The following is a 24833-nucleotide window of genomic DNA, read 5'->3' as shown; positions in this document are numbered from 1 at the left end:
AAGGGCCGCAAAGGTTCAGAATTGGGGGTAATTTCCCTCGTTCCCGAAGGGATATAAACAGAATACCACATTGTGTGTATGCCTGTTCCAATACGGTTAAGACAAAGTGAACAAGAAGCCTCTTGAACAAATCGAAAATGTGACAGATATCACAGGTTATCGCCAGGTGTCGCTCTGGAAGCGCCAAAATTTGCAACATCCTCAGCCAGACGAGTTAGCTGAAGAGGTACCCGTTGCGCTGGTTTATAACGGCATCTCGCACGTGGTGATGATGGCGACGCCGAAAGACCTGGCGCAGTTCGCCGTCGGCTTTTCCTTATCCGAAGGGATTATCGAAAACCGGGGCGAGATTTATGGTATGGACGTCGTTCAGGCCTGTAACGGCCTGGAAGTACAAATCGAACTCTCCAGCCGCCGCTTTATGGGGCTGAAAGAGCGCCGTCGCGCGCTGGCCGGACGCACCGGCTGCGGCGTATGCGGCGTTGAGCAGCTCAACGATATCGGGAAGCCCGTGCAGCCGCTGCCCTTTACCCAGACGTTCGATCTGGCGAATCTCGATCGCGCGCTGGCGCACCTGCATGATTTTCAGCCGATAGGCCGCCTTACCGGCTGTACTCACGCTGCCGCCTGGGTAAGTCCTTCCGGCGAGCTCGCGGGCGGCCATGAAGACGTGGGTCGCCACGTGGCGCTGGACAAGCTCCTGGGACACCGCGCGGAATCAGAAGGCGCCTGGCAGAACGGCGCGGCGCTGGTCTCCAGCCGCGCCAGCTATGAAATGGTGCAGAAGGCGGCCATGTGCGGGGTGGAAATCCTCTTTGCGGTCTCTGCCGCGACCACGCTGGCGGTTGACGTCGCCGAGCGCTGCAACCTGACGCTGGTGGGATTCTGCAAGCCGGGCAGGGCTACCGTTTACACGCATCCGCAGCGGTTAATCGCGGGTTAAATTTAAGTCAGTTTTTTTGAATGATGACAACAAATCCTTCCGCTTTTTGTTTGGCGATGTGAGGGCTACTATTTATCACATCAAGGCACGGCGCCTTATTCAAACAACTAACGTAAAGGGTTTATATCATGAAAAGCATCAAAACTTTTGTCGCAGTTATCGCTCTGGCCGCTTCTTTTGGTTCTTTCGCTGCGGAAACCGTGACCGCGACCGCCGCAACGATGGACGGTGCGGAAGCGAAAATCGCCGCTCAGGCCCAGGCCGCTGGCGCTTCATCTTACAAAATTACCGAAGCGTTTACCGGTAACCGCGTGCACATGACTGCGGAACTGAATAAATAAGCGTAAAGCTACTGTCGAAAGAGCGCCCAAGGGGCGCTTTTTTTGTGTCTGAGATTTATTCCCAGGGGGCTTAACGCAGGTGCTTTTGCCGTGAGGGGCGGCGATATCAGAATCAAAACAGGCTGAATGCAGCTTTACGTGTTGGTCCCTGCAAGAAGGCAGACAACAGATGAGAAAGCCGTGGACCTTCCTGACGCAAAAAAATGCGCTATTTATCACATTTCTGTCTTTTCATCATCGCTGGGTTTATGGGAGAAAACAGGCAGCCCACCCGCGCAATTATCGCTTCAAGCAACTTAATGATCTTAAAGAAAATAAAAAGATAATTGTTAAGGCGATCTCATTTTATAAAAGAGATATGCATCACAAAAAATGAGGAAATAAACCCACTGTCAATATTAGGCTCGGAGGAATTTATCAGCATATTGTGATCTCTATTGCAAATAACGGTCTTGAACTCAGGGAAAAATGTGGGCAAGCAAAGCAACGGAGACAGGCAATGAAAATTGGCATGGTTATTAGCGGCGGCGATGTTTCTGGAATTAATAATTTTATATTCCAGATAGCCAGACTGGCGAGTGCCGATATCACCCTTTTTAATGGCGGAATACCCGGACTGCTGGATAAAAATCATCACGAAGTCGCCTGGCGCGATCTGGTTGATTTCTCCATTGCCTCTATTCCGATCATCACCTCCGGGCGAACCAGCCGCAGGCTGCTGCGCAGTGAATATGAAACCATAGCTAAAAAAATTAAATCACTGCGCATTGATGTGCTGATTATGGCCGGCGGCGACGGCAGCCTGCAGTTTCTCAATACGCTGAGCGAATTTGATATTAACTGCTTTGGCGTCGGGATGACTATCGATAATGATGTATACGGCAGCGATTATACCATTGGTTTTTCCACCGCCTGCGAGCAGATTATTAAGGAGGTTTCCCGTTTAAGAAATACCGGAAGAGCATTACCGGGCCGCGTCTTTATGGTCGAAATATTAGGAGGCTATTGTGGAGAGTTAACGCTGCAATCCGCGATTAAATCTAATGCTGATATCGCCCTGATTCCGGAATCGCAGATGCCGTTAGAAACGCTGGCCGAGCGGGTGAAGCATAAGCTGACACAGCAGAACAGCGTGGTGATCCTGTGCTCTGAAGGCTACACCAGGGAGTACTCCCCCGGCTTTCAGGGGGCCATTGATACCATGATTAAGCAGCTTGAACCGCAAATTGGCGTGCGTATTCGTAAAACCATCGTAGGCTACGGTTTGCGCAATGGCGATCCGACCTGTGAAGAAATTTACCAGGGCACGATTATGGCCAGTGAAGTGGTTCGCTGTATTCAGTCAGGGATGAAAAATAAAGCCATCATAATTAATTCAAGCAACAAACCTATTCCGATTGATTTAGTTAGTATGAAAAAACGTCTGGTCGACACTGAAGGACATCATTATAAACTTGCCAAACAACTCAATATTATTTGAGGAGACCCTACATGCTGAAAATTCTATGCGTATGTGGCTGCGGCCTCGGTTCAAGCTTTGCCATTGAAATGACGGCGAAGGCAGTTTTAAAGAAGCTGGAGATTCCCGCACAGATTGAACATACCACTATTTCCGAAGCCGGGGCGTTTAAATCAGATATGATTCTGACGCAAAAAACCTTCGCCGATATATTAACGGCGGATGCCAGTGCGGAAGAAATTAAACGCGTGGTGGTACTGCATAAGCTCACCGATAAAGATGAAATTGAAGCTAAGATCGTCGCATTCTTAAAAGAGCGTAACCTGAAGGTAGCGGACTATGAATAGCTTTGTAGAGTTTATCGTTAAAGATTTACTCGGCCAGGCTTCAATATTAATTGCATTTATTGCGATGCTGGGCCTGATTCTGCAAAAAAAATCAGCGGGCAAAACGGCGGAGGGGACGTTTAAAACGCTGCTCGGTTTCTTAATTATGATGGCCGGCATCAACATTATTGTCGCCACGCTAACGTTCCTTAACGATATCTTCACGCAGGGATTCGGCATGAAAGGCTACATTACCGATGTCGCCGCCATCGCCGGATTAGCCAACCGTGAATTAGGTTCCGAAGTCGCGCTGACCCTGATGGTGATTTTTGCCGTCAACATCATTATCGCCCGCCTGACGCCGCTGAAATATATCTTTCTGACCGGCCAGGCGCTGCTGTGGATGGCAACCATCGGCGCGGTGATTGGCTATAAAGCCGGGCTGACCGGACTGCCGCTGATTTTAACCGGCGGTATTTTCGGCGGCGTGATGGCGGTACTGATGCCCGCCCTGGCGCAGCCGGTCGTCAGGCGCATCACCGGTTCCGATGACGTGGCGCTGGGGCATTTCTGCACTATCGGCTATCTGGTGCAGGCGGCGGTGGCTAAAGTGGTGGGTAAAGGTTCCCGCTCAACGGAAGATCTTGAATTACCGGATAACTTTAAGTTCCTCCAGGACACCTATCTCGCGATGGCTGTGGTGATGGTGCCGATGTATCTCATTCCCGCGATTGCGGCGGGCCCGGAATATATCGCTCAGTTCTCCAACGGCATTAACTACCTGATGTACGCCTTTATGCAGTCCATTCAGTTTGTGGCGGGGGTATTCGTTCTCTACAGCGGCGTGCGCCTGTTGCTCAACGAGCTGGTGCCGGCATTTCGCGGAATTGCGATGCGCATTGTCCCGGACGCTAAGCCTGCGCTGGATTGCCCGGTGCTGTTCCCGTATGCGCCCAATGCGGTGATCGTCGGCTTCCTGGCGACGACCGTCGGCTCCATCATTGGCATGCTGGTGTTCCCGATGTTTGGCCTGGCGATGATCCTGCCCGGTCTGTTAACCAACTTTTTTGCCGGCGGTACGGCGGGCGTCTTCGGTAACGCGCTGGGCGGCCGCCGCGGGGCGATGATTGGCGGCGTCATTCACGGCCTGTTTATCACCTTCCTGCCCGCCATTTTGGTACCGATGCTGGAAAGCTACGGTTTTACCGGCGTCACCTTCAGCGATTCGGACGTTATTAGTTCCGGTCTGGTATTAGGCCACGCCTTCCAGAACAACTGGCTCTTTGTCGCCTTGTTCATTGTTTTTGTTGCCGCACTGGCATGGTTCGTAAACGGTAAATCAGCGAAGCCGAAAGGGGAAAATGTTCATGAGTCTGTATAACTTCAACGCTATTCTGAAAATTGCGCAGGAAAGAGATTTTAAAGCCATTGGCTCATTTAATTTGCACTGTATTGAAATGCTGCCCGCCTTTTTTAAAGCGGCGCAACAAAGCGATAGCCCATTAATGATTCAAATCTCTACCGGGACGGCGGAATATCTCGGCTATCGTTTACTGGTGGATGCGGTTCGTTCATTAGCGGAAAGTGAAAACGTGCCGACCTGCCTGCACTTGGATCACTGCTCTGATATCAGCGCCATTGAAACGGCCATGGATGCCGGATTTTCATCGGTGATGTACGACGGCTCCCATCTGGATCTGGAAGAGAATATTGGCAATACCCGCATCGTGGTGGAAATGGCGCGCCCGCGGAATATCACGGTAGAAGGCGAGCTGGGGGCGATCGGCGGATCGGAAGATGGCAAAGCCGTGGCCGCGGAGGATATCTGCTTCACCACGGTGGAGGACGCCAAACGCTTTGTGGAGGAGACGCAGGTGGATATGCTGGCGGTCTCCGTGGGCACGGTGCACGGCCTGTATACCGGTAAGGCGCAAATTCAGCACCAGCGGCTGAAAGAGATTAGCGCCGCGACCGGCGTGCCGTTAGTGCTGCACGGCGGCACCGGCGTCAGCGATGAAGATATGCGCCTGGCCGTCACTGAAGGTATCAACAAGGTGAACGTCGGCACTGAAATGAATGTGCAGTGGGTCGATCAATGTAAAAGCACGTTTGAAAAAGGCAAAGTGAACGACAGCGTGCGCAAATTTTTAATTCCGGCGAATAACGCGGTCACCCATGTATTAATGGAAAAAATCGCTCTGTTTAAATAAACGCATATTTTTAAACCGTATTCCGTTGCCCTGCTGTCCGTCGGGGAGGAGCTCGCTATGTTTGAATCTTTGAAAACGCTGTGGAAAAAAGAGAATCAACCCCCGCAGGATTATGACGAACAGTCTCGCCAGCTGGCGGGGGAAATTGCCAGGCTGGAAGGCGAGTTACGGGGCAACCCGGCTAATGGCGAAGTGCAGAAAGCATTAATGCTGATATATAACCGGGCGCTGTCGGTCTATGCCAAAAGTCATACGCATCGCGAGGAAATCGATGCGCTTTTTATGCGCATTGATGAGTTACGTAACATTATTCGCCATAATATATAGGAAGTGATAATGACGATAAAAGAACTGCTGATTGAGGCCGATGCGATTCAGGTCGGCGTCACGGAGTCCGACTGGCAGAAGGTGATCCAGCTGGCGGCCAGCCCGCTGGTTGCAAAAGGCTATATCTCGGCAGATTACGGCCAGGCGGTGATCGATAATACCCTGCATCATGGCGCCTATTACGTGTTTGATGAAGGTGTCGCCATCCCTCACGCCAGGCCGGAATGTGGCGTCAAACGCAACTGCTTCAGCCTTGTGGTGTTGAATAAGCCGATTCAATTTGCCGATAGCGAGAAGGCGGATATCGTCATTATGTTCGGCGCGCAGGACAGCAATGCCCATATTGAAGAGGGGATTCGGGCGATTGTCGCTCTGCTTGATAATAACGAGACCATGGCGAAGCTGCGGGCCGCCAGCAGCAGAGAGGAGGTCGTCGCGTTGTTATGAACAGACATCTCACACCCGGCTGCAAAACGGTGATTTTAATTAATGGCATTCCCGCATCGGGTAAAAGCACCGTCACCCGGCAGCTATCGGCAGCGTTTAATCTGCCGCATCTGACCATAGACGGTATTAAAGAGCCGTTTATGGCGTGCTTTACCGGGATCGACCGGACCTTCAACCGGCAGCTGGGCTGCGCCGCGTATGAAGTCATCTGGTCGATCGTCGGCCAGTCGCCGGCAGGCTGTATCTGGCTCATTGACGCCTGGTTTGGCTTTCAACCGCGCGACACGCTACAGCAGCTGCTGCAACGCGCGGGCGTAGAGAAAGTGCTGGAGGTCTGGAACCACATCTCGCCTGAGCTTGCGGTGTCGCGCTATGCCAGCCGGTTGCAGGATCGTAAGCCGGGGCACCCGGGCGAGGAGTATCTTCCGGAACTGGCGCAGCTGGCGCAGCAGGCGGAACCGATGCGGCTGGGGCCGGTGTTCACCGTGGATCAGCACAAGCCGCTGGATATGGCGTCCGCTACCCGTTGGATCGAAGCACAAATAGCGTAAGCCCTTAAGGGCAGCTGCCCGGCGGCGCTTCGCTGGCACGGCCTACAATTGCATAACAATATGATGTTTCGCGTTTCGTAGGCCGGATCAGGCGACGCCCGCCATCCGCAGCAGCGCCGTCGCCACGGCGGCGGCGATAATCACCACGATCAGCGGCATCTTACGCCAGGCGAGGAACACCGCCAGGCCCACGCCCAGCACCCGCGCCATCCCGGCAAAATGTTCGCCTTCGTAAAAGGTGGTCGCCAGCGCCACGGAAAAGAGCAGCACCGTCGCCGCATCGGAGAGCAGGGCCTGGGCGCGCTCGGAAAACGCCAGCCGGCTGCCGAGCTTCGCCCCGCCTAAACGCATTAAGTAGGTGCCCAGCGACAGAATCGCAATACCGGCGATAAATAGCGTCATATTGCCCATTATTTTTTCCTCGTCAGCAGGCCAAACAGCGACAGCAAAACCGGCAGGCCAACCGGTGCGAAAGGAACGGCGGCCAGCGACAGGGCCGCTCCGCTGCAGGCGCGGATCAGGGTGGTGCGGTTTTTAAAGGCCGGCACCACCAGCGCCAGCAGAATCGCCGGGAATACCGCATCGAGGCCAATGGTTTCCGGGGCCGGGAGCAGTTTGCCGACCCCCGCGCCCAGGAGCGCCCCCAACGGCCAGATCAGCGCCACGCCCAGGCCGCACAGCCAGTAGGCGGCCCGCCACTGCTCGGGGGTTTTCTGCGACAGACCAAACACCACGCTTTCATCGTTCATAATATGGCAGCCGAGGAAGCTGGCGGCGCGCTGGCCGACCAGGTCGCGAACCGTCACGCCGAAGGGAATATGCCGCGCGTTGACCAGCAAACCGGCCGCCGCTGCCGCCAGCGGGTTGCCGCCGCTGGCGACAATGCCGATAAACATAAACTCTGAGGCTCCCGCCAGGACGCAAACCGAAAGCACAAAGGGGACCCAAATCGGGAAGCCGTAGGCGACGGCCAGCGAGCCGTAGGACATCCCGACGATGCCTACCGCGAGGCAGACTAAAACAATTGCTCTGAGGGTGTCGCCTTTAAGCGTAGCGAAGTGTTGTTTCATACTCTTTAGCCATATCGAACGAATTTCCATTATAATGAACGCAACAGAATCGCATTTCAAGACGAACGAAACGTTCGTTATAAAAAACACGGAGGGCTGTATGACTCAGCCAATTAGCCTGATTGCCAAAAGCCTGGTGCGGGAACGCGCGCGCACCGGTCTTTCCCTTGCCGAAGTTGCGCGACGGGCGGGAATCGCCAAATCAACGTTATCGCAGCTGGAGTCCGGCAACGGTAACCCGAGCCTGGAAACCCTCTGGGCGCTGTGCGTGGCCCTCGATATCCCCTTTGCCCGGCTGCTGGAGCCGCAGGTGAATACCACCCAGGTGATCCGCCGCGGCGAGGGAACGAAAGTGATCGCCGAGCAGGCAAACTATCAGGCGATTTTACTGGCCGCCTGCCCGCCGGGCGCGCGGCGCGATATTTATCTCCTGCTGACCCAGCCGGGCGCGGACCGCATTTCCCACCCTCATCCGCCGGGTTCGGTGGAGCATATTATTGTCACCCAGGGGCGCGCGCGGGTCGGCCTGACGGAAGCGCCGGAGGAGCTGGGGGAGGGAGATTACATCTGCTATCCCGCCGATCGGGAGCACGTTTTCCAGGCGCTGGAGCCGGATACCCAGGCGCTGCTGGTCGCCGAGCAGAACTAGTCAGGCCCGACACTGGGCCTTCGGTGTGCCAAAAACAGGCGTCAGATAAAAGGGATTGTCAGGCGCGCGCGTTATGATTGATATCGCCATCGGCCGTTTTCTGCAGGGCAATAGCGATAGGGCAGGAGAGGTCGAGCTGCCGGGGATGATAGCCGCGCTGCAGCAGCCAGAACCACTCTCCTCCGGCCGCTGGCTCCAGCCCCATATCGGTAAAACCTGCTCGCCGCAGCCTGGGTCGTAGCGACATCAGCGCGCCATCCACGCGCGCCCGGATATAAATCAGTTTACGGGCCGGCAGTCGGGAAATCTCGTCGACCATCTGTTGCGTTGATATATTCATCGTGACGTCCACCCGATCATCACAAAGGGCAATTTCAACGGGGGCTGCACAAGTTTCCCTGGCGGGCGGGATCTGCGCCGCGCCAAATTTTTCCTTTAGCAAGTTTATCCAACCATCATCACGGCTATCATCCGCGGTGAGCGGGACGGGGCGTGGCTGCAAGGGTAATACGCCGAGGATAATGCTTTCACGCAGGCCGGATTGAAAGGGGGAGGGGACGTAATCTCTGAGCAACCCCGTTGAGTAAAAGCCCAGCCTCTGCGCCAGGCGCTGCGAGTGTGGATGGCTGGATACCATTTTGATGGTTAGCGTGCCCAGGCCAAGCCTGCTTGCGGCAAGACGCAAATATTCCCCCAGTTGGGTGGCTACGCCCCGGTTTCTGAAGGCGGGGTGCACCGCGAACATGGCCAGTTCGGCCGTCTGCTTATCCGCGTGGTGCCGCCATAAGGCGGCATGCCCGATGATGATGCCATTCTGTTCGGCTATCGCGCTGTGCCATTCGTCCCGGGCGTTGCGCCAGCCAATCAGGCTGGGCATATAGATATCAGGATAGACATAGCGATCGCCATAAACCGTGCGAAATAAGGCGCTGATGCCTTCGCCGTCTTGTCGCTGGAACGCTCTGATTTCAATCATTTCACCGCCTCCTGCGCGAGGTAGGCGCGTTTGTCGATCACCCGCTGCAGCTTACCTGTTCGGGTATTGCGGATAAGTTCCGCCTGGCTGCACCAGTGAACCTGAACGCACAGCTGGCCGGCAGCCTGTAGTTCTGCGAGAGCGTGATCCCTGGCGAGTAATTGACCGCAGAGCCTGTCGGCCTGCTGCCGGGTACCGGAAAAGGCGATACGTAAGCTCAAACGATCCCGGTTATCGGCGTGCTCCAGCATCAGCTGCCACTGCTGATGCCCCATCTCTTCCGTAATAAGGGCCGCTATTTCATCAGGAAATAGCGAGGCGTAACCTACCCGCAAGCGGTGCCCGAGGCTACTGCGTCCCTGCAAAATAAACTTGCGATGTTTGCTTCCCGGAGGTTCACGCCAGGCGGCCAAATCGCCTACCGGATAGCGAATCAGCGGCATCAGCGTGCGCGTAAGGCTGGTGACCACCAGCATTCCGGAACGATTGATTTCGTCGATCGGCTCGCCCGTCGCTTCATCAATAATTTCCACGATAGTTTCGGGTTCAAAGACCCGATGCTCGTCCGCCAGGCAATCCGGCGTGCTGAGTCCGATAAGCCCGGCATCCACGCAGGCGCAGCCGATAGAAGCAATACGGGCGTTGGGAAAGGCGGATTTCAGCAGCTGTAGCTGTTCAGTAAAAAGACTCTCGCTGCCGTAAAGGATGGTCTCGATACCGGGCAGACGGCGGTTTTTTCCAGCGAGCTCTGCCGCATATTGCAGCAGCATCGCCGGGACGCCCACCAGTACGTTGATATCGTGCTGGACGATCTGTTCGGTGAGGGTGTGCGGTTCAAGCGATCCGGTGAAAGGGTACTCGCATACCGGTATCGACATGTGCGAAAGCGCGCCGTGGATAAATAAGAAGCTCGCGTACAAATCACCGGCGAAAAATAAATTTGCCACGCGCGCGCCTGGCTTGAGCTGGCTGGAGAGGCTGCGGCCAAAACTGGTGACGAACGCACGCCACTCCTGGCGGGAAAAAACCGACAGCTTGCCGCCGCCGGTGGTACCGCCGGTCTTAAAGACAATACCGTCCTCCACCGGCCCGGTGAGGACGGGCCAGTTTTTCAGGCCCTGGCTCCCCTCCCAGTAGCGTTCGGGATTAATAAGCGGCAGGTCCTTCAACTGCCAGCCGCGGGTGGCGAGATGGCGATAGTGTTCGGCATAGAAAGGCGAGCGGCAGCGAACCCTCTCGACAAGCTGTTCGAGACCCGGTGGGCTTACGGCTACTTCTTCCGTTTGGGTGGATTGCGGATCAAAGTGACCCATCATCTTTGCTGTTGTCATATTCAAATATCCTTATTGTGAACCGATCGGCGGGAGTGCGCTCAACGGCGTTTATCAATGACCAGCGGCGTCTTGCCGCTTTGCGGATGCCGTTCAAATTCGCTGAACGGGCGGCTGGTCACGGCTAACTCCAGCAAATGGGCGTCCAATGCCATTTTGAGCTCAGGGTCGGTGCAGACCCGCTGTTTGACAGTATCAATATTGCCGTCGGTGAAGATGTGGATACATTCGAGCCCGCTGCGCGGGTTATGTTGAAGAATCAATTGAACAGGGGCATCGGCGAGCGTTGCCAGCCGCTGGGGTTGAATAAACATCGTGCCGATACGCACCAGGCTGCCGTGGCGGCCTAAAAGTTCAAAGCGGGGGCTGGGGGCGCCGCAGGGGCATTCGCCCGGCAGCCAACGGCCCATATCGCCGATGTCATAACGAATCACCTTCTGACCTTCGCGGGCCGTCGAGGTAAAGAGCAGGCGGCCGGCATCGCCGGGCGCGACGGGCCGATCGTCGAGCGGGTCGACAATCTCCAGCCATTGAATATCCGTCATCAGGTGAAACACGCCATCCGGGCAATGCGTACAGGCATGTCCCAGCGGCCCGGCATCAACCGAACCATACAGCGCCGAGCGAATGGTTTTCACCCCGAAACCGTGAATATAGTCACGCTGGGCGACGCCCATATGTTCGCCGCCCAGCAGCAGTTTCTGAATACCGCCGTAGTCGCGCAGAATGGCCTCTTCTCGCGTAAAGAGCTGATACAGCGTGCTTGGCATACCAATGAGCGTGGTAACGCCCTGATTCACAATGGTCCGGGCGATCTCGTGATAGTCATCATCATGGGGGCCGCCCATGGGAAGATGGGTCACTTCAAGCATTTCCAGTAGGGTGAAAAAGCTGAGTAAACCACCGTAGAGATTGCCCGCGTACATCAGATTGAGCACTTTGTCGTGGGCGGGATCCAGCCCGGCGGCGAACATGCCTGCGGCGGCGGCCTGCATCTGGCGGCGATAGTCGCGATAGGTAAACCCGGCGAGTTTAGGCACGCCGCTGCTGCCGCCGCTGCGAAAGAAAAGCTGGGCGCTGGGCCGCATTGCGTGCTGTAAGAATGCCGTTTTATCCATAATCGGCTGCTGCGCCGTCAGCATCGGCGGCGGCGGGTTCGGATCGAGCGTGGCCTGCTGCGGCAGGACATCGGCATCCAGCGTCACGGTGACGCGGCGAGCCAGCTGACTTAAGGCGTAAACGCCGTCATGCGGTTCGCCGTGATAGCCGTCATGCATTTTACCGACGGGGGTAATTCGATTGACGCCGGCTGCCAGCAGCAGTTGGCTGAGGGGGATTCTGTCCCGATCGGCGACAACCAGCCCGCAGGTTTGCAGGTGGGTTCGCCAGGGGCGCAGCGTTTGCATCACTTTATTTTGCGGTAGCGGCCGCAGCAGGACGGTTCGGAACAGCGGTGAAGGCGTTATGGCCGAGGTGTGTTGCTGAATGATGCGCCAGCCATCTCCTGCCAGCACAGCGTTGTCAGCCCCGGCAAATACGGCGTCCAGCTGCGCGAAGGCGACGGCGCGGGTGATATCCGCCGCCGCCTTTTCATCGGGCATTAACGGTTGCCACCGTGCGTGACGGCGCCGCATGGTCTCCGCCAGTCTTTCGCCAATATCCTGCAATACCGCCGAATCATCGCTATCAACAAAAACGATTTGCGGGCTGGAACAGGCCTGCTGGTCAAAACAGCAAACGTCATCCGCCAGCGCGAGAAGGCTTTCTTCATTAACGGCATCCGGTTGTAGCCAGGCAAAGCTGATTTTATGTCCCCATGGGATCCAGCGACACCCGCCAGGGAGCTGTTGACGAATCGCCTCGAGGGCGGTATCGCCACCCCAGGCCGATATACCATCGGCGTGGGTAAGCAGTAGGGAAAGGCGCGTGGTTTCGACGGGAACCACGGCGACGAAGTTAGCCAGCTGGTCCGTTAAATCGCAGTGGATAAACGCCCGTAGCAGATCGATTGTCATTCCTTGTTCGCTGGCGCTCGGGCGCAGCCAGTTAATATTCCCGACCAGCAGGCTCTCTATTATTGCGAAGAAGGGAAGCAGTTCCGCATTGGCTGGGGTGACATGCACCACGACGCCCAAAGGACGCCAGCCTTCAAACTGCGGTTCACGGTAGTTAATGCGGCGCACGGAGAAGGGGTTATCGCCCAGCTCATGCTCGAGCTTTTGGCGCAGCGCGTCCGGTTGGCAAAACTTTCTGACCTCTTCCCGATAAGCCGGGCCCAGTTGAGGAAGGAAAGCGTGGTCTTTTAGCTGTTCGATAAAACGCCCGGCGCAGGCAAGCACGGTTTCCGGACGCGGCGGTTGGCTCAGCGCGCTATCCAGCCCGCTCGTCAACATGGCGATGGCCTCTTCTGGCGTGAGCGAGGGATAGTTTTTTCCCTGAATGAGATACATATTAATTTCCCTTAATCAGTTCTGACGCCGCCAGTGCGCAGCTACGTGCTTTGCTATGGCTGGCCCGGCCCAGCAGCTCAAACCAATCGGTTGTCACACCGCATCCGCACTCTTCGGCGCGGTGCAATTGTGCAAGATCGCTCATGACCACGCTGTGCGCAGGGCAGGAGGTGATATAAGGCGACACAAACTGTATAAAACCGCGCTGCCCATAATCTTTCACCGCCAGAGAGGCGGTATCGCGGATCCAGGCGCGGGAATAAACGGGAATATGGAAATGGTGATGCGCGCATTCAATGTAGGGCACGCAGTGCTCCACGGAACCATAGCCGTCGCGGCATCGGCTATCGGGGATCCCGAGCTGTTGGGTCAGCCGCGCATAGAACGCGGATTTAGGGATTTCACGGTCGGCATGCGTTTTCCAGCCGCCGCCGAAAAAGGCCAGCGATTGATGATGAAGCTGGAGCGGCGGTAGCTGCATTTCTCGCATCCGTTCAAGTATGAACCACATAAATGCCGGGAAACCCAGGATTCGTACCGGTAACCCCTCTTCAGCAAACTCTTGTAACGCGCGAATCACGTCGAAAGGGGCGAACTCATGCCCGCTCCCGGTGTGACGCAGCGCGTAAACGGCGCGTTTGACCGGCGCGTATTTACACAAGAACTGGTCGGTAAAAGAGGTGCCAAGCGTGATGATATCGGCGGGTTCGTAGCTGAGGAGCAGGTAGTTGCAGGGCGCATCGGGCGTTTCCCAGCCATAATGGCGGAAAATGCGATCGACCATTCCCTGGGCGGCTCCGATACTGCGCGCATCATAGCGCATTCGACTTTTCTGCCCGCTGGTACCGGAAGAGGTGAGTTCAAGCGCATCCTCACCGGAGCGGCCGATCGGCAGATTCTGTTTGAAATAGTCGGCAAAGATCGGCGGCAGCTGCGACCACGAATCTATATTGGCCGCATCTGCCGGAATATTGTGGCGGGCCAGCCACTGGCGGTAGCCCGGCGTATTCATAACATGAAATGCAACGATTTCACGCATGGCTTCATCAAAGAGCCGTTGTGAATCGCTATCTTCATGATAAGGGCTGTCGAGTGCGCAGAGGGCATCGACGCAGGATAAAGTGTCCATTTTATTCATCCTTAATAAAAAGTCGTCCGTGAGTGATTAATGGCCTGAAGCTGTTATTTTCGTTTTACTCCTCTTCTGCCTGGTGAATATATTAACGATAATGAATAATGCTGCCAGCATCGGAATAGTGGCCGCGATAATATATGCGCTGAGGCTGTCGCCGGCGCCCAATCCGGCCATTAATGCCCCCCCGAGGCTAAAAATAGCGACGGAAATCATGCCTATCATTGCCGATACTGAACCTTTTCCATGCTCGCTGGAAAATAGCGTGAGGCGATACAGCGTGGCGTTGCAAATGCCCAAGCCAAAAGCATAAATAGCCATGCCGATAATCAGCGCAATAATATTTTGCCATATTAGCGTCATGACCAGCGCCAGCATTATGCCGATAAATATGGGAGAGAGTGAAAAGTATAATAACTGCTCCGGCTTAAATTTTTCAGCGGTAAAGTTAAGGACGATATTCCCCGCAATCAACGCCGCAAAAACAGGTAATTGCCATAGCGCGTACTCCAGCATACTCATTTTTAGATGATGCACCAGCAGCAGCGGGGAGAGCGCGATCCACGCCATCAGCGGCAGCCCGACGAGGCCAAGCGCAACGCTGCCGGATATACAGCGTGGGTTCGTAAGCAAATCGCCATAAGCGCGCGCGAGGGTTTTTACCTCGAGCGGCTGACATTCAATTTTACTGCCATCCTCACGTACAACGCCGATCGTCTCCGGCATCCAGCGTAGCAAACCGAACCAAGTGAGCCCCGCCATCAATGCGATAGCAATAAAAAGCGTGCGCCATGACAGGTATGCAAGCACAACGCTACCGACCAAAGGGCCAAACAGCGGCGACAGCAGCGCGATATTGGCAAACAGGGCAATTAAGCGGATCGCATCCGATTCGTTGAATGCTTCCTGCAGGGCCGGATAGCTCACCACCACCACAAACCCCAAACCTATTCCCTGAATAAACCGCAGGAGAGTAAAAACCTGGATATTGTCTACCCATGGCGTGGCCAGGCAGGAAACAGAAAAAAGCGCACAGCCGATGAGTAATAAAGGCCTGCGGCCAAATCTATCCGACGCCGGTCCAATAAGCCACTGAAAGCTGACGCCGCCAAGTAAATAGGCATTAAGTGACCACGGTACGTAATGCGGTTGAGCATTTAAATCTTTAATAACCGTTAGCATTCCCGGCATTACTACATCGCTGGCGACATAAGTTAACAGCTCGAATGTTGAAAGAAATAAACAAAAAAATAAAGCGTGCCGTGAAGAAACAGGCAGTAGTGAGTTATACATAAAACCCTGTTATTAACATATTCCATTATTTTGCTTTTATATCACTCCCTCTTTTTAAAAACTTTTATCAAGTGATTCTTAGTTGATAAATATCAATGAACAGACCGTGTTCATGTTTGTTTTAACTGCGAATTATAATTACGATACATACTTCATATTTTAATTAAAAATAAATCGAATGATTTATGGGGATTAAATGTGCGTTTTCCAGACGCTGCGTTATTTTTCCAGGGTTGAGCGCGCAAGTCATTCATCTATCAACCATATGATTTGTATAGGGTAAACCTGTCGGATTCAAATATATTCAGCTTGGTGAATCACAGCGTATCTTCGTCTCTTTCTTATGAGGAAGGGGGCGTTTAATTTACCGCCACATTGAATAAACGGTCTTGCTGCCTCTCATTTCTTTGCGACGTATCATCAGGCGCCGAGGGCCGCGGTGTTCAGGTATTGCCGCGCGGCGTCGCTCTTGCTGGACGCCATGCCCGTATTGCGGGACACTAGCCGCATTCTCCCGCGAAGACAGGGATACTTATGTCGCTGAAAGCCATTGCTAAAGAACTTGGGATCTCGGTAACGACCGTCAGCCGTGCGCTAAACGGCTATGATGACGTGTCGCAGGAGACGCGCGCCCGCGTGGAGGCCGAAGCCCAGCGCCGTGGATATCGGCCAAATACCTTCGCCCGCCGCCTGAAAATGGGCAAAATTGACGCCGTTGGCCTCGTTTTTCCCGTGCGCCCCGCGCCGTTGAATAACAACGTCTTTCTCGAAATGGTGGGAGAAATCAGTCACGAGCTGGCGCGCTATGAGATTGATTTACTGCTGATTGCCGACGATGAACAGGCCGATAAGCACGGCTATATGCGTATGGTGCAGAGTCGTCGCGTCGATGCGCTGATCGTGGCCCATACCCTGGACGACGACCCGCGTCTGATTCAGCTGCTCTCTTCCGGCTTTCCTTTTCTCGCCCTGGGGCGCAGCCGCCTGCCGCAGCCCTACGCCTGGTTTGATTTCGATAACCAGGCGGGAACGTACCGCGCCACCCGTCATCTGATTCGCCAGGGGCATCAGCGCATCGCGCTGCTGAGCGAAAATAACAATCAGGCGTTTATTACCCAGCGCCGCAACGGTTACCTGCAGGCGCTGCGCGAAGCGGGCCTGGCGGAAACCTGGCTGCGCAGCGTGCCGCCCACCCGCCGCGGCGGGTTTCAGGCAACGATGGAGCTGCTGCGCTTGCCTGAACCGCCAACGGCGATTGTCACCGATTGCAACACCCACGGCGACGGCGCGGCGATGGCCCTGGCTCAGCTCGGACGCCTCACCGGCGCCGATCGCGTCTCGCTGGTGGTTTACGACGGCTTGCCGCAGGACAGCATCATCGAAACCCCGGTGGGCGCGGTGGTTCAGTCCACCCGGCAGGGCGTGGGCCGCCAGATAGCCACCATGGTCCGCCGCTTAATCGCCGGCGAGGATCTCGCCTCTCTCCAGGTGCTCTGGCAGCCTGAATTTATTCCCGGCGAAACCGCCTGATTCTCCTCCCGTCAGATTAATTTCCTGAACTCGATCACGGATCCGAAACGTTTTGGTTGGCACCCGAAACGTTTCGGATCAACAGTAAGGCATTCCTTGTTTGGAGATGTCTCATGTCTGATTCGATTTTACGCCTGCAAAGCGCAGCGGCCGATGTGGTGATAAAAACTCGTCCGTTCGCCGAAATTATCTACTGGGGGCCGCATTTAAGCCACTTTTCGCCGCAGGATGCGGCCAGCATCGCCCGCCCGGTGGCCAATGGCCGCCTCGACGTCGATTCCCCGGTAACCTTAATGGCCGAACTGGGCCACGGTCTGTTTGGCGCGCCGGGCATTGAAGGCCACCGCCAGGGGCTGGACGCCTCACCGATGTTTACCACGACCGAGGTGGTGCAGGATGGGCAGAATTTAACCCTTCTCAGCGAAGACGCGCAGGCGGGCCTGCGGCTGTGCAGTGAAATTCAGCTTGATAGCAGCGGCGTGCTCAGCGTTCGTCATGGTTTAACCAACCTGCGCCCGCAGCCGTGGCAGGTGGACCGCCTGGCGGTCACGCTGCCGGTCGCCGAGCGCGCCCGCGAAGTCATGGCCTTTCATGGCCGCTGGATCCGCGAATTCCAGCCCCATCGTCTGACCCTTGAACACGACAGCTTTGTGCTGGAAAACCGTCGTGGACGCACTTCTCACGAACATTTTCCGGCGCTGATTACCGGCAGTCGCGCTTTTAGCGAGATGCAGGGCGAAGTGTGGGGCGTGCATCTGGGCTGGAGCGGTAACCACCGCCTGCGGGCGGAAGTGAAAACCGACGGTCGCCGCTATCTGCAGGCGGAAGCGCTCTATCTGGCGGGAGAAATGGCGCTGGCGGAAGGGGAAACGCTGTGGACGCCGAACCTCTACGCCAGCTATTCGGCGCAGGGGCTGAACGGCATGAGCCAGCAGTTCCACCGCTATCTGCGCGAACAGATTATTCGCTTCCCGGACAACAAGCCGCGCCCGGTGCATCTCAATACCTGGGAAGGGATCTATTTCGACCACGACCCGCAGTACATCATGCGCATGGCGGATGAGGCGGCGGAGCTGGGCGTGGAGCGCTTTATCATTGATGACGGCTGGTTTAAAGGGCGCAACGACGACTGGGCGGCGCTCGGCGACTGGTATCTTGATGAGGAAAAATACCCTGACGGTCTGACGCCGGTTATCGACCATGTGAAGTCGCTGGGGATGGAGTTCGGCATCTGGGTTGAGCCAGAGATGATTAACCCGAACTCCGATTTATACCGCGCCCATCCCGACTGGCTGCTGGCGCTGCCGGGCTATACGCCGATCCCCGGGCGTCATCAGTTTGTCCTGAACCTGAATATCCCTGAAGCCTTTGATTATCTGCTGGAACGGATGAGCTGGCTGCTGGGCGAACACGCGGTGGACTATGTGAAGTGGGATATGAATCGCGAGCTGGTGCAGCCTGCCCATAACGGCAAAGCCGCCGCCGATGCGCAAACTCGTCAGTTCTATCGCCTGCTGGATACGCTGGTGGCCCGTTTCCCGCATATTGAATTTGAATCCTGCTCCTCCGGCGGCGGGCGTATCGATTATGAAGTGCTGAAGCGCAGCCATCGTTTCTGGGCTTCCGACAATAACGATGCCCTTGAGCGCAACACCATCCAGCGCGGCATGAGCTACTTCTTCCCGCCGGAAGTGATGGGCGCGCACATCGGTAACCGCCGCTGCCACGCCACCTTCCGCCAGCACAGCATTGCGTTTCGCGGCCTGACGGCGCTGTTCGGTCATATGGGGCTTGAGCTGGACCCGGTGACCGCCGATGAGCAGGAGCGCGCGGGCTATCGCAAATACGCGGCGCTGCATAAGCAGTGGCGCGATGTCATTCATCACGGCGTGCAGTGGCGTATCGATATGCCGGACGCTACAACCCTTGCGCACGGCGTGGTGAGCGAGGATCGGCATCGGGCGATTTTCCTCGTCAGCCAGCTGGCGATGCCGGACTACACCCTGATGGCGCCGCTGCGCGTGGCGGGGCTGGACGCGGGCGCCCGTTACGAGGTGACGCTGCTCGACCATCCCGATATTCAGATTACGGGAGAGGGCGGCCATACCATGCGTAAGCTGCCGGAATGGATGACGACGCCGCAGACCGTCAGCGGTGAGTGGTTGCAACAGGCGGGGCTGGCGCTGCCAGTCCTCGATCCGGAAAGCGCCATTTTGATTGGCCTGCAACGCGTGTGATGACGACGGGCCGCGCGTCGGCCCTTTTTGAGGAATACACCATGAACCCGACCGTCTGTACCCATAAAAACAACCCCAATTTCTGGATTTTCGGGCTGTTCTTCTTTCTCTACTTTTTCATCATGGCCACCTGTTTTCCGTTTTTGCCGATCTGGCTATCGGACGTCATCGGCCTGAATAAAACCGAGACCGGCATTGTTTTCTCCAGCCTGTCGCTGTTTGCCATCTGTTTTCAGCCGATACTGGGCGTGATCTCCGATAAGCTGGGGCTGAAAAAGCATCTGATGTGGATCGTGACGGTGCTGCTGGTGCTGATCGCGCCCTTTTTCCTTTACGTTTTTGCGCCGCTGCTGAAAACCAATATCTGGCTCGGGGCGCTGAGCGGCGGGGCCTACATCGGCTTTGTGTTCTCCGCCGGCGCCGGGGCGATGGAAGCCTATATCGAACGCGTGAGCCGCAACAGCGGGTTTGAGTACGGCAAAGCGCGGACTTTTGGCTGCCTCGGCTGGGCGCTGTGCGCCACCACGGCGGGGATGCTGTTCAGCGTTAACCCCGAGTGGGTGTTCTGGATGGGGTCGGCCGCCGCGCTGGTACTGGTCGTGCTGGTGGCCATCGCGAAACCGCAGGCCAGCCAGACCGCACAGGTGATGGACTCGCTGGGCGCTAACCGCTCATCGGTGGATTTAAAAACCGCCGTACGCATGTTCCGTCAGCGCAAAATGTGGATGTTTATTCTCTACGTCATCGGCGTCGCCTGCGTCTATGACGTTTTCGATCAGCAGTTCGCCACCTTCTTTAAATCCTTCTTTGCCACCCCGGAATCGGGCACTCGCGCCTTTGGTTTTGCGACCACCGCCGGGGAAATATGCAACGCGATTATTATGTTCAGCTCGCCGTGGATTATTAACCGCATCGGCGCGAAGAATACCCTGCTGATTGCCGGCATGGTGATGGCGGCAAGGATGATCGGATCATCGTTCGCCACGACGGCCGCTGAAGTGGTGGCGCTGAAAATGCTTCATGCGCTGGAAGTCCCGTTCCTGCTGGTAGGCGCGTTTAAATATATTACCGGCGTGTTTGACGTCCGCCTGTCGGCGACGATTTACCTGGTTGGCTTCCAGTTTTCCAAACAGGTGGCGGCGATCTTTCTCTCCGCTTTTGCCGGGAATATGTATGACCGTATCGGTTTCCAGGATACCTATATGATCCTTGGCGGCATCGCCCTGAGCGTCACGTTAATCTCCGCCTTTACCTTATCGGGTAAGGCAACGTCGGAAAAGATGAGCGATAGCGCGATGACGGTGTAGAAAACAGTCCGATAATTCACAAGGATGTGATTGATAAATGAGGAAATATTGACCATGGATATGAAGGAAAGAATGAACAGCGGCGAGCTTTATCTTGATTCAGGATATGGGTTACCGCAGCAGCGGCTGATGGGCAAGGCGCGAGCTTACGAATACAACCACTCGCACCCCTTTAATCAGGAATTAAGAAACGACATTATTCAGCGGATGTTCGCCGCCGTGGGCGAGCAGTGCTGGATAGAGCCTCCGATTCATGTGGCCTACGGCACCCACACCACCATTGGCGATAATTTTTACGCGAACTTCAACCTGACGCTGGTCGATGATGCCGACATTATCATCGGCAATAACGTGATGTTTGCGCCCAACGTGACCATTTCCACCGCCGGCCATCCGATTCATCCGGATCTGCGGCACACCCAGCAGCAGTTCTCTCAGCCGGTGGTGATTGAAGACGGCGTCTGGCTGGGCACCGGGGTGATTATCAACCCAGGCGTCACCATCGGAAAAAACTCGGTCATTGGCGCCGGCAGCGTGGTGAACCGTTCCATACCGGCGAACGTGGTCGCCGCTGGGGTCCCCTGCCGGGTATTAAGAGCGATCGCCGATAGCGATAAAGAGAAATTTCAGCTGTTTACAGCGTAAATTATCGCGGCGCCGGGCGGGCGCTTCATGCCCCCTCCCGGGTAGACGTCGCGCAATCTGCCTGCGCGGACGCATTTCCGCCGGGACATCATGATGCTTTTGCCTGACTATTCATTGCCCGGGTACTGCGCGCGTTACGCAGAATGCTTATTTCCCGTGAAAGTTAGCCCCTTCCACTATAATCAGACAAACGTTTGCCATCGTTATTTTTCGATTTTTTATTCATTTTCTGCGTCTTTTTCGGCGGAGGAGAGTACGCGTTAATATGGTTATTTACTGGCTTATTAATTATCATTTTAGCCATTATTTTTTATGATAATGTGATTTTTTATAGCATTTTTATGTGGTTTTTATGTGAATAAATTTATATCTTATGGATGGCGAAAGTAATGGATTTCTCCCCGATGAGCGTATTTTTTGCATGCAAAAAAAGAGAAATGCTTTTGTCGATATATCACCAGGGGGAGCGGCAACTTAAAAATAGAGTGATGATGTTAAATTATTGAACTTAAAGGATGTTTTAATTTTTTTTATTTCCTTTAAATTTGGTGCTAGTATTTTAATTGAGTAATGTCGCAGGCCAAAAATGAGAAAAAAATGTTTATTATCGATGAAGATTTTGACCGTGGTGCCTTACGCTCCTTTGCGTTTGGCCGTAATACCCGGCCTTTGTTGGCGATCCAGCGTATTATGCAGGCGCTGCTGCCGGTTAGCACGCCGTTTGAGCTGCAGCCGGACGAGCGATTTGAATTTTGCGATACTGAAAATAACGCGAATATATTCCTCCTGCTCGAGGGAACCGGCGTGGTTTGCCATAGTGAAAATAATATGGCGATAACCACGCTATTTTCCCCCTCGGTACTGGGGCTGATTGATGGATATAGTACCTTTTACGACGTAGAGGCCAGGCCGAAGCACTTTTTCTCTGCGGAAACCTCTTGCTCTGGTCAATTGGTTCCGCTTGCTAAGTTTGTGGAGATTATGGACGAGCAAAATCTCTGGCATGATATCGCCCGGATTCTGGCCCATCGCTTATTGGTAATGGCCATCCGCGAGAAGGAGTTTATTGGCGTGGAATCATTCATCATGATCCGGACGTTGATCCTGGAACTCGGCTCCTATCCTGAGGAATATCGCGAGCAGATTAACGTGCTCAATTTTATCCAGCGGCGCACCAATCTTTCCCGCAGCGGAATACTGTACGTCCTGTCTGAACTGCGCAAGGGGGAGTACATCAGCGTCCATCGAGGCGTGCTGAAGGGAATTAATAAACGAATTCCTATCGATTTTTAAATAACTTCATAACAGTATACTAACAACAACGCCTGTTTTTTAGACACACCAGCTCTTTGCATTATTAACATCATGATTTTTATACGTAATTATCATTATTGACTTGCATCATTTTCGAATGTCCAGTTTTGGACGAAAAAATTGATTTAGATTAATAAAATTCTCTGTAAGAATTATTCCCAGGACAACACGGAGTGTCTTCTTATATTTAAACCGTCTTTTTTATCGCCGCGGGGAACGTTCCCTGGTAATTGCTTCGGCCATAAAAAAGTAAACGGTAATTAATGAGGGAATACAAAATCAATTTAATGTGTATGGATTAAAAATGAAAAAAGCATTTATGGTAAAAAGCGTCGTTCTGGCAATGGTTATGGCTGGCGGTATTTCTTCTGCGATGGCAGCGACCAGCGGGTCTTCTTCCACCGTTCAGGGCGGCACCGTTGAGTTTAAAGGCTCTGTTGTCGATGCAGCCTGTGCGGTAACCGCAGATACCACCAACCAGGTGGTGAACATGGGCCAGGTTAAACTGTCTGCCTTCACCGGTAAAGACTCCGTGGCTAACCAGAAAACCCCGTTCACCATTAAGCTGGCTGACTGCGATACCACCATCGCTTCTCAGGCATCTGTGACCTTCGACGGTAACGCGGCGGCGGGCGAAGCTGGCGTGCTGGACAACACCTCTGGCGCGGGCAACGCGGCAGGCGTCGGCATCCAGATTTATGACAAAGACGGCTCTGCGCTGGATCTGGGTACCGCGTCTCAGGCAGTTACGCTGATCGACGGCGACAACACCCTGAACTTCTCCGCTGACTACTACCAGACTGCGGATACCGCGACTGCCGGTAGCGTGGACACCACTGCCACGTTCAACGTGACTTACCAGTAAGGTCGCGTCAGTCATTTTCATTTAGGGATCCTGTGCCAGGGACGGCGGCTGTGTCATTGAAAGGAGTAGATATGAATTTCACTACACAACGGCTGAAGGCGTTTTCCCTCGCGGGGGCGTTTTTGTTTCCCGCTCTGGCACAGGCGGGCAACCACCACGTGGTAACGGTAAAGGGCGGCGACGTTGAGTTTCAGGGCGCCGTGGTCAATGCCGCCTGCGCGGTGGATGCCGGTAGCGAGGATTTAACCGTTGAGATGGGGCAGGTGCGCTCCAATGAATTTCATGGGCTGGGAAGCTGGACAGATCCGCAGGCGTTTACCATTACGCTGAAGGATTGCGATACCACGGTAAGCCAGCAAGTCAGCGTGGCCTTTCGCGGCCTGACGGATGGCAAAGATCCGGGGGTACTGGCGGTGACCGACGGTGCGCAGAGCGCGCAGGGCGTCGGGTTAGGCATTTTTGATAATCAGGGAAATCAAATTATCCCGAACACGCAGCCGATGAATTTTACCGCTATTCAGGACAATACGACCGTACTCAATTTTGTCGCCAAATATCGCGCGACCTCGAGAACCGTCGTGGCAGGGGATGCAAACGCACAAACCTGGTTCACGTTAACCTATTTGTAATTTCCTGATGCCGTCCGCGGCAAATCTTTATTGTGAAAGGCACTTTATGTCCGTTATTTCTTTTTCCCGCCTGTCTCTGGTTGCGCTGGCGTTAGCCGGTGCCGGTCTGGCCGCGCCCGCGGCGCAGGCGCAAACCGAAACCCAGGCGCACGCCGCGGCGAACGGCGGGGTATCATTAGGTTCCACCCGCGTCATCTATCCGCAGGGCAATAATCAGGTCTCACTGGCGGTGAATAATACCGACCCGAAGGCCACCTTTTTAATTCAGTCATGGGTGGAAAACGCCAGCGAAAGCAAAAGCAGCGATTTTGTCATCACCCCGCCGCTGTTTGTGATGAAGCCGCAGAAAGAAAATACGCTGCGCATTATGTACGTCGGGCCGAATAATCTGCCGGCGGATCGCGAAAGCCTCTATTGGGTGAACGTTAAAGCGATTCCCTCGGCGGCAAAAGACACCAAAGGGAAAAATACCCTGCAGATCGCGGTGCTGAGCCGGATTAAACTTTTTGTCCGCCCGAAAAATCTGCCGATGGCCTCGATCGATGCGCCGGCGAAGCTGCGCTTCCACGAAAGCGGTAATACCCTGACGGTGAAAAATCCCACGCCCTATTATATGACGCTGGTACAGATTCACGCCGGTACCGCAACGTTACCGACGACAATGGTGGCGCCGATGTCGCAGGCGGATTTAAAACTGCCGGCGAACGCGCAGGGAAATATCACCTTCCAGACCATTAATGATTACGGGGCAAACTCGCCCGAACAGAAAGCCATAATAGAATAATAAACAGGTCGGCAAAA

At 54.9% G+C, this 24833-nt stretch carries 25 protein-coding genes; 18 read left to right on the top strand and 7 right to left on the bottom strand.

The window, feature by feature from the left end; all coding sequences use genetic code 11:
* Positions 1–106 precede the first annotated feature (106 nt).
* The 9 genes from fdhD (at position 107) to SIK97_RS11310 (ending at position 6604) form a co-directional block, all read left to right on the top strand.
* Positions 107–943, top strand: coding sequence for a formate dehydrogenase accessory sulfurtransferase FdhD (fdhD, locus tag SIK97_RS11350; protein ID WP_025106528.1), 837 nt, complete (start codon positions 107–109; stop codon positions 941–943).
* 128 nt (positions 944–1071) lie between these two features.
* Positions 1072–1284, top strand: coding sequence for a YdgH/BhsA/McbA-like domain containing protein (locus tag SIK97_RS11345; protein WP_004127125.1), 213 nt, complete (start codon positions 1072–1074; stop codon positions 1282–1284).
* A 499-nt stretch (positions 1285–1783) separates the two neighbouring features.
* Positions 1784–2764, top strand: coding sequence for a 6-phosphofructokinase (locus SIK97_RS11340; protein WP_004855882.1), 981 nt, complete (start codon positions 1784–1786; stop codon positions 2762–2764).
* Positions 2765–2775: 11 nt separating this feature from the next.
* Positions 2776–3090 (top strand): PTS sugar transporter subunit IIB, encoded by a 315-nt coding sequence (locus SIK97_RS11335; RefSeq protein WP_004855885.1) that lies wholly within the window; start codon positions 2776–2778, stop codon positions 3088–3090.
* On the top strand, positions 3083–4450 hold the full coding sequence (locus tag SIK97_RS11330) for a PTS sugar transporter subunit IIC (RefSeq protein WP_004855887.1): 1368 nt from the start codon (positions 3083–3085) through the stop codon (positions 4448–4450). Before SIK97_RS11335 ends, SIK97_RS11330 begins: the two co-directional genes overlap by 8 nt.
* A complete protein-coding gene (locus SIK97_RS11325) occupies positions 4437–5279 on the top strand; it encodes a class II fructose-bisphosphate aldolase (protein WP_014227379.1) in 843 nt (280 codons plus the stop codon). The genes SIK97_RS11330 and SIK97_RS11325 overlap by 14 nt, the downstream gene beginning before the upstream one ends.
* Before the next feature lie 57 nt (positions 5280–5336).
* Positions 5337–5606 (top strand): hypothetical protein, encoded by a 270-nt coding sequence (locus SIK97_RS11320; protein ID WP_014227380.1) that lies wholly within the window; start codon positions 5337–5339, stop codon positions 5604–5606.
* A 9-nt stretch (positions 5607–5615) separates the two neighbouring features.
* Positions 5616–6053 carry a PTS sugar transporter subunit IIA gene (locus SIK97_RS11315; RefSeq protein ID WP_014227381.1) on the top strand — a complete coding sequence of 146 codons (438 nt, stop codon included), beginning with the start codon at positions 5616–5618 and terminating at the stop codon, positions 6051–6053.
* Complete coding sequence (locus tag SIK97_RS11310) at positions 6050–6604, top strand: AAA family ATPase (protein WP_014837010.1); 555 nt, start codon at positions 6050–6052, stop codon at positions 6602–6604. The genes SIK97_RS11315 and SIK97_RS11310 overlap by 4 nt, the downstream gene beginning before the upstream one ends.
* Positions 6605–6691: 87 nt before the next feature.
* On the opposite strand, the gene SIK97_RS11305 is transcribed toward SIK97_RS11310, so the two are convergent.
* Together SIK97_RS11305 and SIK97_RS11300 are read right to left on the bottom strand one after the other, a co-directional pair.
* Positions 6692–7015: an AzlD domain-containing protein gene (locus SIK97_RS11305; RefSeq protein ID WP_009653628.1), complete on the bottom strand. Its 324-nt coding sequence runs from the start codon at positions 7013–7015 to the stop codon at positions 6692–6694.
* The gene (locus SIK97_RS11300; RefSeq protein WP_057173624.1) at positions 7015–7674 is read right to left on the bottom strand and encodes an AzlC family ABC transporter permease; all 660 of its coding nucleotides are present in this window, start codon (positions 7672–7674) and stop codon (positions 7015–7017) included. Before SIK97_RS11300 ends, SIK97_RS11305 begins: the two co-directional genes overlap by 1 nt.
* A gap of 100 nt (positions 7675–7774) precedes the next feature.
* Between SIK97_RS11300 and SIK97_RS11295 the strand changes: the two genes are divergently transcribed.
* Complete coding sequence (locus SIK97_RS11295) at positions 7775–8323, top strand: helix-turn-helix domain-containing protein (protein ID WP_004855902.1); 549 nt, start codon at positions 7775–7777, stop codon at positions 8321–8323.
* 58 nt (positions 8324–8381) lie between these two features.
* Here SIK97_RS11295 and SIK97_RS11290 read toward each other — a convergent pair whose 3' ends face one another.
* The 5 genes from SIK97_RS11290 to SIK97_RS11270 are packed head-to-tail and all read right to left on the bottom strand — an operon-like array spanning position 8382 to position 15505.
* Positions 8382–9299, bottom strand: coding sequence for a GNAT family N-acetyltransferase (locus SIK97_RS11290; RefSeq protein ID WP_032693306.1), 918 nt, complete (start codon positions 9297–9299; stop codon positions 8382–8384).
* The gene (locus tag SIK97_RS11285) at positions 9296–10630 is read right to left on the bottom strand and encodes a phenylacetate--CoA ligase family protein (RefSeq protein ID WP_032751759.1); all 1335 of its coding nucleotides are present in this window, start codon (positions 10628–10630) and stop codon (positions 9296–9298) included. The genes SIK97_RS11290 and SIK97_RS11285 overlap by 4 nt, the downstream gene beginning before the upstream one ends.
* 41 nt (positions 10631–10671) lie before the next feature.
* Positions 10672–13080, bottom strand: a complete 2409-nt coding sequence (locus SIK97_RS11280; protein WP_032751757.1) for an acyl-CoA reductase — start codon at positions 13078–13080, stop codon at positions 10672–10674.
* 1 nt (position 13081) lies between these two features.
* Positions 13082–14209 carry an acyl-protein synthase gene (locus tag SIK97_RS11275; protein WP_032751755.1) on the bottom strand — a complete coding sequence of 376 codons (1128 nt, stop codon included), beginning with the start codon at positions 14207–14209 and terminating at the stop codon, positions 13082–13084.
* A 36-nt stretch (positions 14210–14245) separates the two neighbouring features.
* A complete protein-coding gene (locus SIK97_RS11270) occupies positions 14246–15505 on the bottom strand; it encodes an MFS transporter (RefSeq protein ID WP_032751749.1) in 1260 nt (419 codons plus the stop codon).
* A gap of 534 nt (positions 15506–16039) precedes the next feature.
* Between SIK97_RS11270 and SIK97_RS11265 the strand changes: the two genes are divergently transcribed.
* From SIK97_RS11265 to SIK97_RS11230, 8 genes are all read left to right on the top strand, one after another.
* A complete protein-coding gene (locus SIK97_RS11265; protein WP_025106535.1) occupies positions 16040–17035 on the top strand; it encodes a substrate-binding domain-containing protein in 996 nt (331 codons plus the stop codon).
* A 113-nt stretch (positions 17036–17148) separates the two neighbouring features.
* Positions 17149–19272, top strand: a complete 2124-nt coding sequence (locus tag SIK97_RS11260) for an alpha-galactosidase (protein WP_032751747.1) — start codon at positions 17149–17151, stop codon at positions 19270–19272.
* Between the two features lie 41 nt (positions 19273–19313).
* Positions 19314–20579: an MFS transporter gene (locus tag SIK97_RS11255; RefSeq protein WP_032751995.1), complete on the top strand. Its 1266-nt coding sequence runs from the start codon at positions 19314–19316 to the stop codon at positions 20577–20579.
* A 54-nt stretch (positions 20580–20633) separates the two neighbouring features.
* Positions 20634–21224 (top strand): DapH/DapD/GlmU-related protein, encoded by a 591-nt coding sequence (locus SIK97_RS11250; RefSeq protein WP_032751746.1) that lies wholly within the window; start codon positions 20634–20636, stop codon positions 21222–21224.
* Positions 21225–21821: 597 nt separating this feature from the next.
* Positions 21822–22517, top strand: a complete 696-nt coding sequence (locus tag SIK97_RS11245) for a winged helix-turn-helix transcriptional regulator (protein WP_032751994.1) — start codon at positions 21822–21824, stop codon at positions 22515–22517.
* A 325-nt stretch (positions 22518–22842) separates the two neighbouring features.
* Entirely contained in the window at positions 22843–23403 is a 561-nt protein-coding gene (locus tag SIK97_RS11240) for a fimbrial protein (RefSeq protein ID WP_049079694.1), read from the top strand.
* A gap of 71 nt (positions 23404–23474) precedes the next feature.
* Positions 23475–24032, top strand: a complete 558-nt coding sequence (locus SIK97_RS11235; RefSeq protein WP_014227395.1) for a fimbrial protein — start codon at positions 23475–23477, stop codon at positions 24030–24032.
* 46 nt (positions 24033–24078) lie between these two features.
* Positions 24079–24816, top strand: coding sequence for a fimbria/pilus periplasmic chaperone (locus tag SIK97_RS11230; protein WP_025106542.1), 738 nt, complete (start codon positions 24079–24081; stop codon positions 24814–24816).
* The last annotated feature ends 17 nt before the right edge of the window (positions 24817–24833 follow it).

The sequence above is a fragment of the Klebsiella sp. JN_Kp126 genome (assembly GCF_033843325.1).
In the GTDB taxonomy this organism is placed as follows: domain Bacteria; phylum Pseudomonadota; class Gammaproteobacteria; order Enterobacterales; family Enterobacteriaceae; genus Klebsiella; species Klebsiella michiganensis.
The sequence above is the reverse complement of the archived record's forward strand: the minus strand, read 5'-3'. Positions and strand labels throughout refer to the sequence as shown.

Excerpts from the sequence above, each read along its gene's own strand:
- SIK97_RS11270 (WP_032751749.1), bottom strand. The coding sequence starts at position 15,505 with ATGTATAACTCACTACTGCCTGTTTCTTCACGGCACGCTTTATTTTTT.
- SIK97_RS11240 (WP_049079694.1), top strand. The coding sequence starts at position 22,843 with ATGAAAAAAGCATTTATGGTAAAAAGCGTCGTTCTGGCAATGGTTATG.
- SIK97_RS11305 (WP_009653628.1), bottom strand. The coding sequence starts at position 7,015 with ATGGGCAATATGACGCTATTTATCGCCGGTATTGCGATTCTGTCGCTG.
- SIK97_RS11345 (WP_004127125.1), top strand. The coding sequence starts at position 1,072 with ATGAAAAGCATCAAAACTTTTGTCGCAGTTATCGCTCTGGCCGCTTCT.
- SIK97_RS11340 (WP_004855882.1), top strand. The coding sequence starts at position 1,784 with ATGAAAATTGGCATGGTTATTAGCGGCGGCGATGTTTCTGGAATTAAT.
- SIK97_RS11335 (WP_004855885.1), top strand. The coding sequence starts at position 2,776 with ATGCTGAAAATTCTATGCGTATGTGGCTGCGGCCTCGGTTCAAGCTTT.
- SIK97_RS11265 (WP_025106535.1), top strand. The coding sequence starts at position 16,040 with ATGTCGCTGAAAGCCATTGCTAAAGAACTTGGGATCTCGGTAACGACC.
- SIK97_RS11315 (WP_014227381.1), top strand. The coding sequence starts at position 5,616 with ATGACGATAAAAGAACTGCTGATTGAGGCCGATGCGATTCAGGTCGGC.
- SIK97_RS11260 (WP_032751747.1), top strand. The coding sequence starts at position 17,149 with ATGTCTGATTCGATTTTACGCCTGCAAAGCGCAGCGGCCGATGTGGTG.
- SIK97_RS11285 (WP_032751759.1), bottom strand. The coding sequence starts at position 10,630 with ATGACAACAGCAAAGATGATGGGTCACTTTGATCCGCAATCCACCCAA.
- SIK97_RS11295 (WP_004855902.1), top strand. The coding sequence starts at position 7,775 with ATGACTCAGCCAATTAGCCTGATTGCCAAAAGCCTGGTGCGGGAACGC.
- SIK97_RS11320 (WP_014227380.1), top strand. The coding sequence starts at position 5,337 with ATGTTTGAATCTTTGAAAACGCTGTGGAAAAAAGAGAATCAACCCCCG.
- SIK97_RS11290 (WP_032693306.1), bottom strand. The coding sequence starts at position 9,299 with ATGATTGAAATCAGAGCGTTCCAGCGACAAGACGGCGAAGGCATCAGC.
- SIK97_RS11310 (WP_014837010.1), top strand. The coding sequence starts at position 6,050 with ATGAACAGACATCTCACACCCGGCTGCAAAACGGTGATTTTAATTAAT.
- SIK97_RS11325 (WP_014227379.1), top strand. The coding sequence starts at position 4,437 with ATGAGTCTGTATAACTTCAACGCTATTCTGAAAATTGCGCAGGAAAGA.
- SIK97_RS11330 (WP_004855887.1), top strand. The coding sequence starts at position 3,083 with ATGAATAGCTTTGTAGAGTTTATCGTTAAAGATTTACTCGGCCAGGCT.
- SIK97_RS11245 (WP_032751994.1), top strand. The coding sequence starts at position 21,822 with ATGTTTATTATCGATGAAGATTTTGACCGTGGTGCCTTACGCTCCTTT.
- SIK97_RS11280 (WP_032751757.1), bottom strand. The coding sequence starts at position 13,080 with ATGTATCTCATTCAGGGAAAAAACTATCCCTCGCTCACGCCAGAAGAG.
- SIK97_RS11255 (WP_032751995.1), top strand. The coding sequence starts at position 19,314 with ATGAACCCGACCGTCTGTACCCATAAAAACAACCCCAATTTCTGGATT.
- SIK97_RS11230 (WP_025106542.1), top strand. The coding sequence starts at position 24,079 with ATGTCCGTTATTTCTTTTTCCCGCCTGTCTCTGGTTGCGCTGGCGTTA.
- SIK97_RS11275 (WP_032751755.1), bottom strand. The coding sequence starts at position 14,209 with ATGGACACTTTATCCTGCGTCGATGCCCTCTGCGCACTCGACAGCCCT.
- SIK97_RS11300 (WP_057173624.1), bottom strand. The coding sequence starts at position 7,674 with ATGAAACAACACTTCGCTACGCTTAAAGGCGACACCCTCAGAGCAATT.
- SIK97_RS11235 (WP_014227395.1), top strand. The coding sequence starts at position 23,475 with ATGAATTTCACTACACAACGGCTGAAGGCGTTTTCCCTCGCGGGGGCG.
- SIK97_RS11250 (WP_032751746.1), top strand. The coding sequence starts at position 20,634 with ATGGATATGAAGGAAAGAATGAACAGCGGCGAGCTTTATCTTGATTCA.